This window comes from Peribacillus sp. NPDC058002, assembly GCF_042886655.1.
GTDB lineage: Bacteria > Bacillota > Bacilli > Bacillales > DSM-1321 > Peribacillus > Peribacillus aracenensis.
This window is the reverse complement of sequence record NZ_JBHVQU010000046.1, coordinates 1-17,331: the sequence shown is the minus strand read 5'-3', so window position 1 is coordinate 17,331 and position 17,331 is coordinate 1. Positions and strand designations below refer to the sequence as shown.

13 protein-coding genes are annotated in these 17,331 nt (G+C 43.8%); 12 read left to right on the top strand and 1 reads right to left on the bottom strand.

The genetic code is table 11. From position 1 onward, the window contains the following. The first annotated feature begins 39 nt into the window (after positions 1-39). The 9 genes from ACFVSH_RS11115 (at position 40) to pyrE (ending at position 11,028) form a co-directional block, all read left to right on the top strand. Positions 40-1,329: a solute carrier family 23 protein gene (locus ACFVSH_RS11115; RefSeq protein WP_260284206.1), complete on the top strand. Its 1,290-nt coding sequence runs from the start codon at positions 40-42 to the stop codon at positions 1,327-1,329. A 195-nt stretch (positions 1,330-1,524) separates the two neighbouring features. Then, positions 1,525-2,460, top strand: coding sequence for an aspartate carbamoyltransferase catalytic subunit (locus tag ACFVSH_RS11110; RefSeq protein WP_387599769.1), 936 nt, complete (start codon positions 1,525-1,527; stop codon positions 2,458-2,460). Beyond that, a complete protein-coding gene (locus ACFVSH_RS11105) occupies positions 2,423-3,709 on the top strand; it encodes a dihydroorotase (RefSeq protein ID WP_387705946.1) in 1,287 nt (428 codons plus the stop codon). The genes ACFVSH_RS11110 and ACFVSH_RS11105 overlap by 38 nt, the downstream gene beginning before the upstream one ends. After that, positions 3,706-4,812 carry a carbamoyl phosphate synthase small subunit gene (locus ACFVSH_RS11100; protein ID WP_387705944.1) on the top strand — a complete coding sequence of 369 codons (1,107 nt, stop codon included), beginning with the start codon at positions 3,706-3,708 and terminating at the stop codon, positions 4,810-4,812. Before ACFVSH_RS11105 ends, ACFVSH_RS11100 begins: the two co-directional genes overlap by 4 nt. Then, positions 4,791-7,997: a carbamoyl-phosphate synthase large subunit gene (carB, locus tag ACFVSH_RS11095; RefSeq protein WP_387705942.1), complete on the top strand. Its 3,207-nt coding sequence runs from the start codon at positions 4,791-4,793 to the stop codon at positions 7,995-7,997. Before ACFVSH_RS11100 ends, carB begins: the two co-directional genes overlap by 22 nt. Next, positions 7,994-8,773, top strand: coding sequence for a dihydroorotate dehydrogenase electron transfer subunit (locus ACFVSH_RS11090; protein ID WP_387599777.1), 780 nt, complete (start codon positions 7,994-7,996; stop codon positions 8,771-8,773). Before carB ends, ACFVSH_RS11090 begins: the two co-directional genes overlap by 4 nt. After that, positions 8,770-9,711 carry a dihydroorotate dehydrogenase gene (locus ACFVSH_RS11085; protein ID WP_387705940.1) on the top strand — a complete coding sequence of 314 codons (942 nt, stop codon included), beginning with the start codon at positions 8,770-8,772 and terminating at the stop codon, positions 9,709-9,711. Before ACFVSH_RS11090 ends, ACFVSH_RS11085 begins: the two co-directional genes overlap by 4 nt. After that, on the top strand, positions 9,683-10,399 hold the full coding sequence (gene pyrF / locus ACFVSH_RS11080; protein WP_387599783.1) for an orotidine-5'-phosphate decarboxylase: 717 nt from the start codon (positions 9,683-9,685) through the stop codon (positions 10,397-10,399). Before ACFVSH_RS11085 ends, pyrF begins: the two co-directional genes overlap by 29 nt. Further along, positions 10,393-11,028: an orotate phosphoribosyltransferase gene (gene pyrE / locus ACFVSH_RS11075; RefSeq protein ID WP_098371060.1), complete on the top strand. Its 636-nt coding sequence runs from the start codon at positions 10,393-10,395 to the stop codon at positions 11,026-11,028. Before pyrF ends, pyrE begins: the two co-directional genes overlap by 7 nt. Positions 11,029-11,081: 53 nt before the next feature. Here pyrE and ACFVSH_RS11070 read toward each other — a convergent pair whose 3' ends face one another. Further along, complete coding sequence (locus tag ACFVSH_RS11070; RefSeq protein ID WP_387705938.1) at positions 11,082-12,803, bottom strand: Rqc2 family fibronectin-binding protein; 1,722 nt, start codon at positions 12,801-12,803, stop codon at positions 11,082-11,084. A gap of 421 nt (positions 12,804-13,224) precedes the next feature. On the opposite strand from ACFVSH_RS11070, the gene ACFVSH_RS11065 reads away from it, so the two are divergent. The 3 genes from ACFVSH_RS11065 to remA all read left to right on the top strand — a co-directional run bounded on the left by ACFVSH_RS11065 (position 13,225) and on the right by remA (position 17,245). Then, positions 13,225-15,903: a calcium-translocating P-type ATPase, SERCA-type gene (locus ACFVSH_RS11065; RefSeq protein ID WP_387600276.1), complete on the top strand. Its 2,679-nt coding sequence runs from the start codon at positions 13,225-13,227 to the stop codon at positions 15,901-15,903. A 155-nt stretch (positions 15,904-16,058) separates the two neighbouring features. After that, entirely contained in the window at positions 16,059-16,934 is an 876-nt protein-coding gene (locus ACFVSH_RS11060; protein WP_387705936.1) for a YicC/YloC family endoribonuclease, read from the top strand. Positions 16,935-16,987: 53 nt separating this feature from the next. Beyond that, complete coding sequence (remA, locus tag ACFVSH_RS11055; RefSeq protein WP_387705934.1) at positions 16,988-17,245, top strand: extracellular matrix/biofilm regulator RemA; 258 nt, start codon at positions 16,988-16,990, stop codon at positions 17,243-17,245. The last annotated feature ends 86 nt before the right edge of the window (positions 17,246-17,331 follow it).

Sequence of the window (17,331 nt, the reverse complement as noted above, 5' to 3'; positions counted from 1 at the left end):
TTGCAGTTTTGATGGGATTTTCATGAGGGGGATACGGAAATGGAAGAAACTAAAAGGGACATCGTACTGGATGTCGAGGACGTGCCAAAGGCTGGCCAGTGGATTACGTTAAGCATCCAGCATTTGTTCGCCATGTTCGGTGCAACGGTGCTGGTGCCATTCTTGGTAGGATTAAGCCCGGCGGTAGCACTGGTTTCAAGCGGATTGGGCACACTTTCATACTTATTGATAACCAAAGGTAAGATACCGGCTTATCTCGGTTCATCTTTCGCTTTCATTACGCCAATCATAGCAGCTAAGGCTCTAGGGGGTCCGGAAGCGGCCATGATCGGCTGTTTTGCAGCAGGGTTCATATATGGGATAGTAGCTCTGATTATCCAAAAAGTCGGATTGCGCTGGTTAATGAATATACTTCCTCCGGTTGTGGTGGGTCCGGTGATTATCGTAATCGGACTAAGCCTTGCCGGAACGGCCGTGGACATGGCAATGTATGATCCACAAGATAAATACAGCGTCACATATATAGTGATAGCGCTGATCACCTTAGCGGTAACCATCATCTGTAACGTGTTCTTTAAGGGATTCATTAACTTGATCCCCATATTAATGGGAATCATAGTCGGCTACGGCTGTTCGGCTGTTGCAGGAATAATAGATTATGAACCGATCAAGTCAGCACAATGGTGGGAAATGCCTGAATTCATGTTTCCATATGTAACCTATACACCGTCCTTCTCATGGGAAGTCATTGCCATCATGGTACCGGTTGCCATCGTAACTTTATCAGAACATATCGGACACCAGATGGTACTGAGCAAAGTAGTCGGCAGGAATTTTTTAGAAAATCCTGGTTTGCATCGCTCGATTTTAGGAGATGGAGCAGGAATCATGATCGGTTCCTTAATCGGTGGGCCGCCGCTGACTTCATATGGCGAGAATATTGGGGTCCTGACTATGACAAAGGCGTACAGTGTGTATATCATCGGTGGGGCAGCATTGACTGCAATCATCTTTGGCTTTAACGGTAAGATTTCAGCAGTCATCAGCTCGATACCTACAGCTGTGATGGGCGGTATTTCCATCTTGCTCTTCGGAATCATCGCATCCAGTGGATTGAGGATGCTGATTGATAATAAGGTCGATTTTGACAAGAAAAGGAACCTGATGATAGCTTCAGTCATCCTGGTGTTAGGAATAGGAGGGGCGTTCGTACAACTATCGGAAACGGTATCGCTTTCCGGAATGGCACTTTCAGCCATCGTCGGAATCCTTCTTAACTTGATTCTTCCGGACCGTGAAAAAATATCCGGAGATATATTTGAAAAATAAGATATTGCATTAAAACAATAAATCACCTTTTAAAAGAAGTCCAGAGAGGCTTAAAAGGGTGTTGCTGTAAAGAGAATGAGAACGGGATAAAGTGTAAACCATTCCGTGTCCTCACCTCTTTATGACCTACACCCTGTCCTTAATGGCGGGGTATTTTTTATGCCCCGCATCACAAATGTGAAAGGAGCAGGATCGATGAAAAAATTATTGACCATGAATGAATTGGCTTTAACTGATATTGGAAGAATTTTACATGAGGCAGAGGGTTTTGCCAACGGATCTAGCTGGAATCCAAAGCAGCAGACCACAGTTGCCAATCTCTTCTTTGAACCTAGTACACGTACAAAATCAAGCTTTGAAATGGCTGAAAGGAAATTGGGGCTTGAGGTCATTCCTTTTGATGCGGGTACATCATCCGTGTTAAAAGGTGAAACCTTATATGACACTGTTAAAACGTTAGAAGCAATAGGTGTGAATGCCTTGATCATCCGTCATGAACAGGATAATTATTTTGATGAATTGAATGAGAAGATCGGGATTCCAATAATCAACGCAGGGGATGGCTGCGGAAATCATCCAACCCAATCATTACTGGACTTATTGACGATAAAACAAGAGTTTAAAAGTTTCAAAGGTCTGAAGATTGCCATAATCGGTGATGTGAGGCATAGTCGGGTTGCGAAATCGAATGCAGAAGCATTAACCCGTTTAGGAGCGAATGTCGTATTTTCGGGTCCGCCTGAATGGTTTGACAGAACAAACAGTTTGGGAAGGTATGAAGACATCGACCATGCGGTAGCTACCTCGGATGTGGTCATGCTGCTCAGAATACAGCATGAAAGGCATATTGAAAAATACGATCAGGCAAATGGAGATTATCTGGAAAGTTTCGGCCTGACCAAACAACGTGAAAAAAATATGAAACCGGGTGCGATCATCATGCATCCTGCACCAATAAACCGCGGTGTTGAAATAGACAGTGATTTAGTCGAATGCAGCCGCTCAAGAATTTTCAAACAAATGGAAAATGGCGTGTTTATTAGAATGGCCGTATTAAAAAATGTGCTTGAACAATCCGGAGGGGGAAACATTCATGAAAACAGTAATCAAAAATGGAGTATTGCTAGATAATCAAAACTCATTCAAAAAAGCGGACATTGAAATGGAAGGCAAGGTCATCACAAAAATCGGCGAGAACTTGGCAACGGAAAGTTGTAAAGTAGTTGACGCTGAAGGGTTACTTATTACATCAGGATTAGTTGATCTGCATGTCCATTTACGCGAACCGGGCGGTGAACATAAAGAAACAATCGCAAGTGGAACGCTTGCAGCGGCAAGAGGCGGTTTCACTACAGTAGCGGCAATGCCCAATACAAGGCCAGTTCCCGATACAGTGGAAAACCTTGAAGCGCTAAACAGGAAAATTGAAGAAACCGCTCATGTAAGGGTACTCCCATATGCTTCCATTACAATTAGGGAAGCCGGCAAGGAGTTGACCGACTTTTCTTCATTAAAACAAACGGGTGCTTTCGCCTTTACGGACGATGGCGTGGGAATTCAAGAAGCTGGGATGATGCTGGAAGCGATGAAACGGGCAGCCGCTCAAGATATGGCCATAGTTGCTCATTGTGAAGACAATAGCTTAATTAATAAAGGCTCCGTCCATGAAGGAAGATTCTCAAAAGAACAGGGAATCAATGGAATTCCATCCGTATGTGAGGCTGTACATATTGCCCGGGATATCCTCCTTGCTGAAGCTGCGGATTGCCATTATCACGTATGCCATATATCCACGAAGGAATCGGTAAGGACGGTAAGGGATGCCAAACGCGCCGGTATCCGCGTCACAGCCGAAGTTACACCGCATCACTTATTATTGTGTGAAGATGATATACCGGGACTTGATACGAATTATAAAATGAACCCGCCATTAAGAGGCCGTGAAGACCGGGATGCATTGATAGAAGGACTGCTTGACGGAACCATCGATTTTATAGCAACAGACCATGCCCCGCATGCGGCAGAGGAAAAAGCGCAGGGAATGCAGCTGGCTCCTTTCGGAATAGTGGGATTGGAAACGGCCTTCCCGCTGCTTTACACCGAATTGGTTAAAAAGGGCGTCATTACATTAAAGCAATTGATCGATTTCATGACAATTAAACCCTCTGAAAGTTTCTCCCTTCCTTATGGAGAGCTAAAGGAAGGTGCTATTGCGGATATCGTGCTCATCGATTTGGAAACAGAAAAAGAAATTAATGCTGAAGAGTTTGCTTCAAAAGGAAAAAATACACCTTTTAATGAAAAGAAATGTTATGGCTGGCCAGTCATGACGATTGCGGAAGGAAAAATAGCTTGGGAAAAAGGACGTGTTCAAGGATGAAAAGACAGCTAATTTTAGAAGACGGGACAGTATTCCTTGGGGAAGCATTCGGAGGGGAAGTAGAAAAAATAGGTGAAGTCGTTTTTAATACAGGAATGACAGGGTACCAGGAGATTCTATCCGATCCATCCTATTGCGGTCAGATCGTTACACTTACGTATCCATTAATCGGGAACTACGGAATAAACCGGGATGACTTTGAATCCATCAATCCAGCTATATCGGGTTTCGTCGTTAAGGAAACAGCAGAACTTCCTTCCAACTGGAGAAACCAATTATCACTTGATGAATATCTGAAAATGAAGAACATACCTGGAATAAGCGGAATCGATACGAGAAAGCTGACAAGGATCATCAGGAAATCAGGTGCACTTAAAGGGGCGCTCTGCAATATCAATAAAGATGCAAAAGAAGTGGTTTCCCAGTTGAAAGCAACGGTGATTCCTTCTAATCAAGTGAAACAGGTTTCAACAAAAGCACCATATTCCAGCCCGGGCAGAGGCCCGCGGGTAGTACTTGTAGACTATGGCATGAAGCATGGGATATTACGTGAGTTGACGAAGCGCGGCTGTGATGTCGTGGTTGTGCCTTATAACGTCACGGCCGAAGAAGTGATGCAATATCATCCGGATGGCGTGATGCTTTCAAACGGTCCTGGAGATCCGAAAAGTGTTCATGAGACGCTTGAAATGATCCGTACAATCCAAACGCAAGTGCCATTATTCGGAATCTGTTTAGGTCATCAATTATTCGCACTTGCAAACGGGGCGGATACGGAAAAATTAAAATTTGGCCATCGAGGATCTAATCATCCGGTTAGGGACCTTCGTACCGGAAAGGTATCCATCACATCTCAAAATCATGGATATACAGTAGAAGAGCTTTCCATTGAAAATACAGATCTTATTGTGACACATACAGCATTGAATGATGATACGATTGAAGGCCTGCGCCATAAAAAGTATCCGGCTTTCACAGTACAATATCACCCGGAAGCATCACCAGGGCCGGAAGATGCCAACTACTTATTCAATGAATTCTTACAAATGATTGAAGCTGCAACCAACAAGGAGGAAAAAACATGCCAAAACGCACTGATATAAAAAGCATCCTAGTAATTGGTTCCGGTCCGATCGTCATCGGACAGGCCGCCGAGTTCGATTATGCAGGAACTCAAGCGTGTATAGCCTTAAAAGAAGAAGGTTATCGAGTGATCCTGATTAACTCTAACCCTGCTACGATCATGACAGACAGTGAAATGGCTGACGCGGTTTATATCGAACCGATCACATTGGAATTTGTCAGCAAAATCATTCGTAAAGAGCGCCCGGATGCACTGTTACCTACCTTGGGCGGACAGACCGGCTTGAACATGGCAGTCGAACTTGCCGAAGCAGGAATCCTGGAAGAATGCAATGTACAGATTCTTGGGACCAAACTTTCAGCTATCCAACAAGCGGAAGACCGTGACCTTTTCCGTACGCTGATGAACGATCTAGGGGAACCGGTACCTGATAGCGACATTATTCATAACTTGGAAGAGGCATATACATTCGTAGAACGGGTCGGATACCCAGTCATTGTTCGTCCTGCCTTCACGCTTGGCGGAACAGGCGGTGGGATTTGTGATAACGAAGAGCAGCTGATCGAGATTGTTGAGGGTGGCCTGAAAAGCAGCCCGGTACACCAATGTCTGCTTGAGAAGAGCATTGCCGGTTTCAAAGAAGTGGAATATGAAGTGATGCGTGATTCGAATGATAATGCGATAGTCGTTTGTAATATGGAAAACTTCGATCCTGTCGGTGTCCATACAGGCGATTCAATTGTTGCCGCACCAAGCCAAACATTAAGTGACAGAGAGTACCAAATGCTTCGAAATACGTCTTTGAAGATTATCCGTGCCTTGAAGATTGAAGGCGGATGTAATGTTCAGCTGGCGCTAGATCCAAACAGCTATCAATATTATGTCATCGAAGTGAACCCAAGGGTCAGCCGTTCGTCGGCACTTGCCTCAAAAGCAACAGGATATCCAATTGCAAAGCTTGCAGCAAAGATAGCCGTTGGTTTGACGCTCGATGAAATGATGAACCCTGTCACTGGCAAAACCTATGCCAGCTTCGAACCGGCACTGGACTATGTCGTTACGAAAATTCCGCGCTGGCCTTTCGATAAGTTCGAAAGCGCCAACCGTAGACTCGGGACCCAAATGAAGGCGACCGGAGAAGTCATGGCAATCGGCCGTACATTCGAGGAATCAATCCTAAAAGCTGTCCGTTCCCTTGAAGCGGGTATATACCATCTTAATTTGAATGACGAGTTTGAAGATGGAAAAATAGAGAAACGGATCAGGAAAGCGGGAGATGAACGGTTATTCTATATCGGTGAAGCATTAAGAAGGGGAATAACGATTGAAACAATACACGAATGGAGCCAGATCGATTTATTCTTCTTGCATAAGTTGAAAAAAATAATCGACTTTGAAAAGCAGCTTAAAGAACATTCTTTCGATTGTGAAGTATTGCAAAAGGCTAAAGAACTAGGGTTTTCTGACAAAACGATTGCAGAAATATGGGGAGTTCCCGAAATTGACGTCTATGAGTACCGGAAACAGCAAGGAATCATCCCTGTTTATAAAATGGTTGATACATGTGCTGCGGAATTCGAATCGGAAACACCGTATTTTTATGGGACATACGAAGATGAGAATGAATCCATCGTTACTGCCAAGAAAAGTGTCATTGTTCTGGGGTCAGGCCCAATTAGGATCGGGCAAGGAGTAGAGTTTGATTATGCGACCGTACATTCTGTATGGGCCATTAAAGAAGCGGGATATGAAGCGATCATCATCAACAACAATCCAGAAACAGTTTCGACGGATTTCAGTATCTCCGACAAACTTTATTTCGAACCATTGACTATTGAAGATGTCATGCATGTCATCGATTTGGAAAAACCGGAAGGGGTCATCGTCCAGTTTGGGGGACAGACAGCAATCAACCTTGCAGATGGTCTTGTTGAAAGAGGAGTGAAGATCCTTGGTACTTCACTTGAAGACCTGGATAGGGCGGAAAATCGCAATAAATTCGAAAGAGCACTTAAGGATTTAGGCATTCCGCAGCCAAAGGGTAAAACTGCAACATCGGTTGATGAAGCAATCGTCATCGCTGAAGATATTGGTTATCCGGTTTTAGTAAGGCCATCGTATGTTCTCGGAGGAAGAGCGATGGAAATCGTCTATAAACAAGAGGAATTGCTGCATTACATGAAAAATGCCGTGAAAATAAATCCGGATCATCCTGTCCTGATCGACCGCTACTTAACGGGTAAGGAAATTGAAGTTGATGGAATTTCCGATGGCGAAACCGTCGTTATCCCTGGAATCATGGAGCATATCGAACGTGCCGGCGTCCATTCAGGTGATTCGATTGCAGTCTATCCGCCTCAAAATTTAACGGAAAAACAAAAAGAAGTAATCATCGATTATACGACCCGGTTGGCAAAAGGTTTGAATATAATTGGTCTCTTGAACATTCAATATGTCATCAGCAATGAAGAAGTGTATGTGATTGAAGTAAATCCACGTTCAAGCCGGACCGTTCCATTCTTAAGTAAAATTACGAACGTGCCGATGGCCAACTTAGCCACGAAGGTCATCTTGGGCCACACACTTGAAAGCCAAGGTTACAAATCGGGGTTAGTGCCAGAACAAACTGGGGTCTATGTGAAAGTGCCGGTCTTCTCTTTTGCAAAATTAAGAGGTGTGGACATCTCACTCGGACCTGAAATGAAATCGACTGGTGAAGTAATGGGGAAAGATAGCACCCTTGAAAAGGCTTTATACAAAGGGCTGGTCGCTTCCGGTTTCAAAATTAAGGGGCATGGTTCGGTGTTATTGACGATATCTGATAAAGATAAGCAAGAAGCGCTACTTTTAGCAAAACGTTTCCATAATATCGGTTTCAAGCTGATAGCCACCAGCGGAACTGCTGCCTTATTGAAGCAATCCGGCATCCCGACTGCGATTGTCGGTAAAATTGGCGAAGAAGGTACAAACCTGCTGGATGTTATCCGGAACGGGGAAGCACAATTTGTCATAAATACTTTGACAAAAGGTAAGCAGCCTGCCCGAGATGGTTTCAGAATCCGGCGTGAATCGGTTGAAAATGGAGTGACATGCCTAACATCACTTGATACGGCAGAAGCTATTTTAAGAGTGATAGAATCGATGACTTTCTCGGCAGAAGCAATGGGAAAAACGGAAAAAAGTCGTGAGGTGAGCTATATATGATCAAGAAGGAAAGAATGAAGGTGTTAAATCATAAGGAACTGGCCCCATCCATTTTTGAACTTACTCTTCAAGGTGAATTGGTTTCAGAGATGAATCAGCCAGGCCAGTTTGTCCAAGTCAAGACAACAGATGGCACTGAGCCATTGCTAAGACGCCCGATTTCAATTTCTTCTTACGACAACAGTGAAAAGCAGTTCACGATGATATACCGGGCTGAAGGTAAAGGAACGGCGCTGTTATCACAGCGTAAAGAGGCGGAAGCGGTCGATATCCTTGGACCCCTTGGCAACGGATTTCCCGTTCATGAGGCCAAAAAGGGCGAAACGGCATTATTGGTTGGTGGCGGGATTGGGGTCCCGCCCCTGTATCAATTATCACGGATGTTGGTTGCAAAAGGTGTTAAGGTAATCCATGTATTGGGCTTCCAGACCAAGTCAGCCATCTTTTACGAAAAAGAATTCAGTGAATTAGGTGATACCTATATTGCTACGGTTGATGGTTCTTATGGGACAAAAGGATTTGTTACGACTGTAATAGACAACCTCGAGCAAGAGTTTGCAACGATCTTTTCATGCGGGCCTACACCAATGTTAAGAGCGTTGGAAGCGGGCTATCGTGAGAAAAAGCTATACCTGTCCCTTGAGGAAAGGATGGGATGCGGCATCGGTGCATGCTTTGCCTGCGTGTGTCATACAGGGGATGATCCAACTGGTTTCAGTTATAAAAAGGTATGCAGTGATGGACCCGTATTCCGGGCAGGAGAGGTGGTATTATGAGCAGGCTTTCAGTGGAATTACCAGGATTAAACTTGAAAAACCCAGTCATGCCAGCATCTGGATGCTTTGGATTCGGCCGTGAATACAGTCAATTTTTCGACTTGGATATTCTTGGGGCGATCATGATCAAAGCGACCACTCCTGAACCGAGGTTCGGTAACCCTACTCCGCGTGTTGCGGAAACCTCATCGGGAATGCTGAACGCCATCGGTCTGCAGAATCCAGGTTTAGAAAAGGTCATCAGTGAAGAATTGGCCTGGCTAGGCGGGTATGATGTTCCCATCATCGCCAACGTTGCCGGTTCGCAAATAGATGACTATGTAAAGGTTGCCAGTGATATAAGTAAGGTGGGGAATGTAAAAGCACTTGAATTGAATATCTCTTGTCCGAATGTTAAAGAAGGTGGCATTGCTTTCGGTACGGTGCCGGAAGTTGCCAAAGAGGTGACCAAGGCGGTCAAGGAAGTGTCTTCCGTCCCTGTGTATGTGAAGCTTTCACCGAATGTCAGTAATATTGTGGAAATGGCCAAAGCAGTAGAAGAGGGCGGTGCCGACGGTTTGACAATGATTAATACATTAGTCGGCATGCGATTGGATTTAAAAACTGGCAGACCGATCCTTTCTAACAGGACGGGTGGGTTATCTGGTCCTGCAATAAAACCTGTTGCGCTCCGGATGATTTATGAGGTAAGCCAGCAAGTGTCTATTCCGATCATCGGAATGGGCGGCATCGCTACAGCGCAAGACGTCATTGAATTTTTCTATGCGGGTGCAAGTGCTGTTGCGGTGGGAACCGCTAACTTCGTGGATCCCTTTGTATGCCCGACCATCATCGAAGAATTACCGAAATTGTTGGATGAGCTCGGATTTGATCATATTTCACAATGTACCGGAAGGAGCTGGAAGCAGAATGAAACAGTCACTAATTATCGCTCTTGATTTTCCTGACCTCATTCAAACAGAAGAATTCCTAAAACAGTTCCATTCGGAAAAATTGGCTGTAAAAGTGGGGATGGAATTATTTTATCAGAATGGACCATCAATAATTTCTTTCGTAAAAGAGCAAGGCCACGATGTGTTTTTGGATTTGAAGCTTCATGATATTCCGAATACCGTCAAAATGGCCATGACAGGATTGGCAACTTTAGGGGCTGACATGGTCAATGTCCATGCGGCGGGTGGACAAAAGATGATGGAAGCAGCCATGGAAGGTTTGGATAAGGGAACGTCCGCTGGTAAAAAACGCCCATTATGCATAGGGGTTACCCAACTGACGAGCACATCACAGGAACAAATGAATGTTGAGCAAAACATTGCCGGATCTCTGGAGGATTCGGTCCTCCATTATGCAAAACTTACTAGACAGGCAGGATTGGATGGCGTCGTCTGTTCCACCCATGAAGTAAAGAACATACATGAACGCATCAGTCATGAATTCTTAACGGTCACACCTGGAATCCGAAGTGCAGGTGGACAAGCGCATGATCAAAAGAGAATTGCAACGCCTGAACAGGCTAGGGGTTTTGGAGCGGATGCCATCGTTGTAGGGAGAGCCATAACGGGGGCGGCAGATCCATTAAAGGCGTATTTGGATATGAAAGCAGCTTGGGAGGGAATATCATGTTAAATAATAAGATAGCTGAGCATCTATTGGAAATAAAAGCAGTGTACCTGCAGCCGAATGACCCCTTTACTTGGGCATCTGGGATTCAATCACCCATTTATTGTGACAACCGCTTAACCCTTTCGTACCCAGAGGTTCGCAATGAAATAGCGGAAGGATTAAAAGGATTGATTGAACAGAACTTCCCTGAGGCTGAACTGATTGCAGGCACAGCAACTGCCGGCATTCCGCATGCAGCTTGGGTGAGTGAAAAATTAAATGCACCGATGTGCTATGTTCGATCCAAAGCCAAGGAGCATGGAAAGGGCAATCAAATTGAGGGCCGTGCTGTTCCAGGACAAAAAGTGGTGGTTGTGGAAGACTTGATTTCAACCGGCGGAAGTGTGATTACTGCTGTTAACGCGCTGAAAGAAGCTGGCTGTGATGTTCTAGGAGTCGTTTCGATCTTCACTTACGAATTGGAAAAAGGAAAAGAAAAATTCGATGCTGAGGGCATTATTAACCATTCATTGAGTGACTACTCGACTTTGATAAAAGTCGCTAATGAAAAAGGGTACATCACAGCAGAAGAATTGGAAAAGCTAAAAAAATGGCGTGAGAATCCGGCTGATACGGCTTGGATTTCTGCATGAAAATAGAGGTGACCCAAACACGAAGGATTGGGTCACCTCTATTTTTTTACCTTTCAATCCTTTACCGCTTCCTTTAAGCGTATGACAGTATCGGCATCAGGTGTAATATATACGGTCTGCTGCTGGTCGTAGATCACGAACCCGGGTTTGGAACCATTCGGTTTCTTAACATGGCGAACTTGTGTGAAGTCAACGGGCACTGAGCTTGATTGCTGTGCTTTACTGAAGAAAGCTGCTAATACGGCTGCCTCTTTTATCGTTTTTTCACTTGGCGATTCATTTCGAATCACAACATGTGAGCCAGGTATATCTTTGGTATGAAGCCATATTTCATCACGGCGTGCAAACTTATTCGTTAGATAATCATTTTGTTTATTATTTTTCCCGACAAAAATGAGATCTCCATCTGTAGCATAATATGTTTCAAGCTGCGGTTTTGCATTTGCAGGCTTTTTCATGCCTTTTTTCTTTTTTTGCCTAATGTATCCTTCTTCCTGTAGTTCTTCGCGAATCTCCTCAATATCTCTGGGTGAAGCTGATTGGAGCTGCTGATGCAGGGCTTCAAAGTAGGACAATTCCAATTTTGTTTTTTCGATTTGTTCTTGGACGACTCCGACTGCATTTTTGGACTTTTGGTATCTGGAGAAGTACTTCTGTGCATTATCTGATGGATTTTTTAACGGGTCAAGCGGGATGGTGACCATACTTTGTTCTTCATCATAATAATTGACGACTTCTATTTCCTTCATGCCTTTTTTCATTTGATATAGATTAGCTGTAAGCAGCTCACCGAACAACTGATACTGTTCTCCGCGTTCCGTATCTTTTAATGTACGTTCGAGCTTCCCGATTTTTTTTGAGTTCTTTTCTATTTCATTAGTAATGAAACGTTCTACATCCTGGCTCTTTTGCTTTACTCGATCTCTTTCTGCCTTTCCGAAGTAATAGCGGTCGAGCATCTCGCTCAATGAAGGGAATGTACGTTGATTCCCAGTCAGATGATCGAGTGAAAGCATATAAAAAACTTCTTTATTTCCATCTTGTCTGATCATCGCGGTATAGTTTTGCTCCGAGATTTCTTGGATAATCTTTAAAAAAGCTGATGGAAGGGTCGTGCTGTTGGCAAGTCCAGCCCGGTAAACGGCTTCCTTTGCAACTAATGGCGAAACTCCAGAAAAATGGGCAACAAGCTGTCGATCCAGCTTTCCTGCATTGAAGTCGATATTCTTTCTTATATCGTCCTCTGTGGCCTCGAAGGGATTCTTCTTTTCTTGTGCGGGCGGGGCCAAATATTCCTGGCCGGGCAATATTGCACGATAACTGTTAACAGCATGTGAAACATGCTTAATGCTGTCCAAAATCATATTTCGTTCTTTATCGACTAAAACAATGTTGCTGTGACGCCCCATGATTTCAATGATTAACTGCTTTTGAGAGACATCACCAAGCTCATTGCGGCCCTTCACTTCAAAAATGATCATCCTATCAAGTTCATATTGATAAATATTTTCTATCGTATAGCCTTCGAGGTGCTTCCTAAGAAGCATACAGAACATGGGTGCCTCTTTGGGATTTTCATAACTTTCTTCGGTCATTTGCACCCTCGAATAACTTGGGTGGGCTGATAGTAAGAGCTTATGGTTCTTACCTTCAGCACGAACAACCAGTATAACTTCATTTTTATAAGGCTGGTGTACCTTATTGATTCGTCCACCTTTTAATATAGAAGCGATTTCTTCCGTCATCGCTTTCGTGAATAATCCATCAAATGACATTCTATTTTTACTTCCTTTACATAAGATTTTCTAAGAACTCATTTTTGCCGGGCGTTATCAAAGCATCAGGGGCTGCCCATTTTAGCTAATCCCAATTTTTTAGCGAACTGGGTGAAAAGCTGGGGTTGATAGTTTAGATAAATTGAATGGCTGATTTTTTTGTTTCTGAGATTAAATGCAAATTTAGTCCATTCATCATGATTAGCGGTCGTTCATTCATAAATTATCCGGATTGTTCTTCTTTCCGCAATTCTGTTTAATTATAGCATTATTTTGGACGAGTCTGAATAATCATGGAAGAAGAGCAGGTTGTTTTATGTATCGGTAAGCAGGCAGGTGTTGGATGAATAAAGCAAAAAGCGCCTGTTGAGATGTATACAGGAGCCTATTTCATTCTATTCAAAGGGATGTGTGATACTTGATGGAGTTCAAGGAAATGAATAATCAAGAAATGGAGAAAGCGCTTCAAACAAACGTTACACACGGTTTGGACGATGATGAAGTAAAGGACAGGCTGCGAAAGCATGGTTTTAACGAATTGAAGGAAGGAGAAAAACAATCAGCCATTCTTTTATTTTTCGCCCAATTCAAAGATTTCATGGTCATAGTTTTACTTGCCGCGACCCTAGTCTCCGGGATATTGGGTGAATATATCGATGCGATTGCCATCATGGCGATTGTTTTTTTGAATGGATTACTTGGGTTTTTTCAAGAACGGAAGGCAGAGAAATCCCTGGATGCCCTAAAGGAAATGGCTGCGCCGCAAGTTAACGTACTTCGGGATGGCCAGTGGCTGAAAGTCCCATCGAGAGAAGTCGTAGTAGGGGATATCCTGAAGTTTTCAAGTGGTGACCGAATTGGTGCCGATTTACGGATCATCGAGCATTCAAGCCTTGAAATAGAAGAGTCTGCACTTACCGGTGAGTCACTCCCGGCAGTTAAATCTTCTGATCCATTGATGAATGAGGTTGAAGGTATCGGTGATCAGGAAAATATGGCGTTTATGGGAACGATGGTAACAAGGGGAAATGGGGTCGGAATCGTAATCGCTACTGGAATGAATACGGCGATGGGCAAGATTGCAGATCTCCTGCAGACTGCTGAAACAAAAGAAACACCACTTCAACGGAGGTTGGAGCAGCTAGGAAAAATTTTGATCGTCACGGCTTTAATATTAACTGTAATAGTGGTCCTGACTGGTGTCATTCAAGGGCATGACCTCTATACGATGTTTTTGGCCGGGGTATCTTTGGCTGTTGCGGCGATTCCCGAGGGCTTGCCAGCCATTGTGACTGTAGCATTGTCTTTGGGCGTTCAGCGTATGATCAAACAAAAAGCGATAGTACGCAAGCTTCCTGCTGTAGAAACGCTTGGCTGCGCAACGGTGATTTGCTCAGATAAGACAGGAACACTTACACAAAACAAAATGACGGTGACGAAGGTTTGGAGTGGAGGGAAAACTTGGGATGTCGGCGGTACTGGTTATAATCCGGTCGGAGAGTTTTCTTTAGAAGGAGTTTCAGTTGCCCCGAAAAACCATAATGCCTTGCTTCAAATAATTACATTCGGCATGCTCTGTAATAATGCCGAGTTAAAGGAGGATGGTAAACGATATATTTTGGACGGTGATCCGACAGAAGGGGCGATGTTGGTCGCGGCAATGAAAGCGGGCATGACGAGGGAACACTTGTCTAAGAGATTTACGATAGTCAAGGAGTTTCCATTTGACTCGATCCGCAAAATGATGAGTGTCATAGTGAAGGATGAAAAAGATAAACATTTCGTCATCGTAAAAGGCGCACCTGATGTATTAATCGCCCAGTCCGACACGATTCTTTGGGAAGGAAAGTCGGAAATATTGAATCAGAAGAGTAAGGAAAGGGTGCAACAGGATATGAATGAGCTTGCCTCGCAGGCACTTCGAATGATTGCTGTTGGTTATAAACCCCTTTCAAAAGGAACGATTTTGCTTCATGAAACCGAAGCTGAGCGCAATTTGACCTTCATGGGGCTGCAGGGCATGATCGATCCCCCACGTCCGGAAGTGAAGCAGGCAGTTAAGGAATGCAGGGATGCGGGGATCAAAACTGTCATGATTACTGGCGACCATATAATAACCGCAAAGGCAATAGCTAAAGAACTTGGTATTTTAAAAGGAAAAGACCGTGTACTGGAAGGACGGCAATTGGCCGACATGGAAGTCGGGGAACTTGAGGAAGTTGTTGAAAGTGTTTCGGTATTTGCCCGCGTTTCCCCTGAACATAAGTTGAAAATCGTAAAAGCCTTGCAAAGTAAAGGACATGTTGTTGCAATGACAGGGGATGGTGTCAATGATGCCCCTGCGATAAAATCAGCGGATATTGGTATATCCATGGGTATCACGGGTACTGATGTCGCTAAGGAAGCTTCTTCCTTGATATTGGTTGACGACAATTTTGCCACAATTAAATCGGCCATCAATGAAGGCAGGAATATTTACGAAAACATCAGGAAGTTCATCCGTTATCTGCTTGCTTCCAATGTTGGGGAGATTTTGGTCATGTTTTTTGCGATGCTGTTTGCCTTGCCGTTACCTTTGATACCAATCCAGATCTTATTCGTGAACCTTATTACCGACGGACTGCCTGCAATGGCATTGGGATTGGATTCCCCAGAAGAAGATGTAATGAAAAGAAAACCAAGAAATGCTAATGAAGGAGTTTTTGGAAGAGGGCTTGGCTGGAAGATCATCTCCCGTGGGTTTCTGATCGGGATTTCTACATTGATCGCATTTTATGTAGTATACCGTGCAAATCCGGATAATCTTGCATATGCACAAACGATTGCGTTTGCTACCTTGGTCTTAGCTCAGCTAATACATGTATTCGATTGCCGAAGCGAACATTCGATCTTCTCGAGAAATCCATTCGGTAACCTTTATCTAGTGGGGGCGGTACTATCATCCCTATTATTGTTGGTAGCCGTCATGTATGTCCAGCCTTTACAAACAATCTTTCATACAGTACCAATTTCTGGAAGGGATTGGCTATTAGTTATAGGGATGGCATCCATTCCAACTTTTTTACTGGCTGGAACCTTTTTAGCAAGAAAAGCACAATGATATATGTTATAATCTTTAAGGTGGTAGAGTCATGCTCTATTGCCTTTTTATTTTTGTAGTATTTTATTTGTGAGCTAAAGTTTTCATGCTGTAGCTAATATATAATGAAAGTTAAAGGCCAAATTACTACATTATGTTTGATAGGATGTGGAACCATGGTTACCAGTATGACGGGCTATGGAAGAGAAGAAGCGGAAAACGAACAGGTCAAGGTTTTTGCCGAAATTAAGACCGTGAACCATCGTTTTTGTGAATATACGATTCGGATGCCGCGCCAGCTTTTGATTTTGGAAGAAAAGGTGAAGAAGAAGGCGAATCAATACATAAGAAGGGGACGGGTGGAAATCTTCATTACAGTGGAAGGTGAGAGCCTAGTTTCCAAAAAGGTGATGATCGATTGGAATCTTGCGGATCAGTATGTGGGTTTGATGGATGAAGTCAAGCGAAAGTACAATCTGGAAAGTTCCATTACATTACAGGATATGCTGCAACTTGAATCGATTTTCATGACGGAAGAAGTACCTGCGGTTCCTGCCGATTTGGAATCCCTATTATTGAAGGCTGTCACGGGGGCATTGGAAAATCTGAAAAAAATGCGGAATCTGGAAGGTCAGGAACTGGCCTTGGACATGAAACACCAGCTGAAAAGGTTCGGTGAGATTGTAGCAGGGGTCAAAATGCATGCACCTTCAGTCGTCGAGAAATATAAAGCCAGGTTGGAAATCAAGCTGGCCGAGTTGACTGAAGGATTGATCGAAGATAGCCGCATTATTACAGAAGCGGCCATTTTTGCTGATAAATGTGATATAAATGAAGAACTGACCAGAATCGATAGCCATATACAGCAATTTTCAAGAACGCTTACCCATAATGAACCAATTGGAAGAAAACTTGACTTCCTTGTCCAGGAAATGAACAGGGAAGTCAATACGATCGGATCAAAGGCGAATGATTCGGCCATTACCAAAGAAGTGGTGGAAATGAAAAGTCTTCTTGAAAAATTAAAGGAACAGGTTCAAAATATCGAGTAGTCGGTTTATGATGAACCTAACAAGGTGACAATAGATATGAATGGGGGACAAAAATGTCAATAAAGCTCATTAATATTGGTTTTGGGAATATCGTTTCCGCAAACCGGATCGTATCGATCGTGAGCCCGGAATCGGCTCCGATCAAAAGGATCATCCAGGACGCCCGGGACCGCGGATCCTTAATAGATGCTACATATGGTAGAAGAACCAGGGCCGTAATAATTACAGACAGCGACCATGTTATCTTATCTGCCGTTCAACCGGAAACGGTTGCTGCACGGCTCCAAGATCTCTCTCATATACACAACTGACGCTGCAGACGAATGTAACAGTTAATATCAATCTTGAAGCCGAGACATTAAATAACGTGGCTGTGGTGTGGGGTGGGGGCGGGGCG

Bases quoted from the DNA above. Each gene is read 5' to 3' on its own strand.
- ACFVSH_RS11115 (WP_260284206.1), top strand. From the start codon at position 40: ATGGAAGAAACTAAAAGGGACATCGTACTGGATGTCGAGGACGTGCCA.
- ACFVSH_RS11110 (WP_387599769.1), top strand. From the start codon at position 1,525: ATGAAAAAATTATTGACCATGAATGAATTGGCTTTAACTGATATTGGA.
- ACFVSH_RS11105 (WP_387705946.1), top strand. From the start codon at position 2,423: ATGAAAACAGTAATCAAAAATGGAGTATTGCTAGATAATCAAAACTCA.
- ACFVSH_RS11100 (WP_387705944.1), top strand. From the start codon at position 3,706: ATGAAAAGACAGCTAATTTTAGAAGACGGGACAGTATTCCTTGGGGAA.
- carB (WP_387705942.1), top strand. From the start codon at position 4,791: ATGCCAAAACGCACTGATATAAAAAGCATCCTAGTAATTGGTTCCGGT.
- ACFVSH_RS11090 (WP_387599777.1), top strand. From the start codon at position 7,994: ATGATCAAGAAGGAAAGAATGAAGGTGTTAAATCATAAGGAACTGGCC.
- ACFVSH_RS11085 (WP_387705940.1), top strand. From the start codon at position 8,770: ATGAGCAGGCTTTCAGTGGAATTACCAGGATTAAACTTGAAAAACCCA.
- pyrF (WP_387599783.1), top strand. From the start codon at position 9,683: ATGAAACAGTCACTAATTATCGCTCTTGATTTTCCTGACCTCATTCAA.
- pyrE (WP_098371060.1), top strand. From the start codon at position 10,393: ATGTTAAATAATAAGATAGCTGAGCATCTATTGGAAATAAAAGCAGTG.
- ACFVSH_RS11070 (WP_387705938.1), bottom strand. From the start codon at position 12,803: ATGTCATTTGATGGATTATTCACGAAAGCGATGACGGAAGAAATCGCT.
- ACFVSH_RS11065 (WP_387600276.1), top strand. From the start codon at position 13,225: ATGGAGTTCAAGGAAATGAATAATCAAGAAATGGAGAAAGCGCTTCAA.
- ACFVSH_RS11060 (WP_387705936.1), top strand. From the start codon at position 16,059: ATGGTTACCAGTATGACGGGCTATGGAAGAGAAGAAGCGGAAAACGAA.
- remA (WP_387705934.1), top strand. From the start codon at position 16,988: ATGTCAATAAAGCTCATTAATATTGGTTTTGGGAATATCGTTTCCGCA.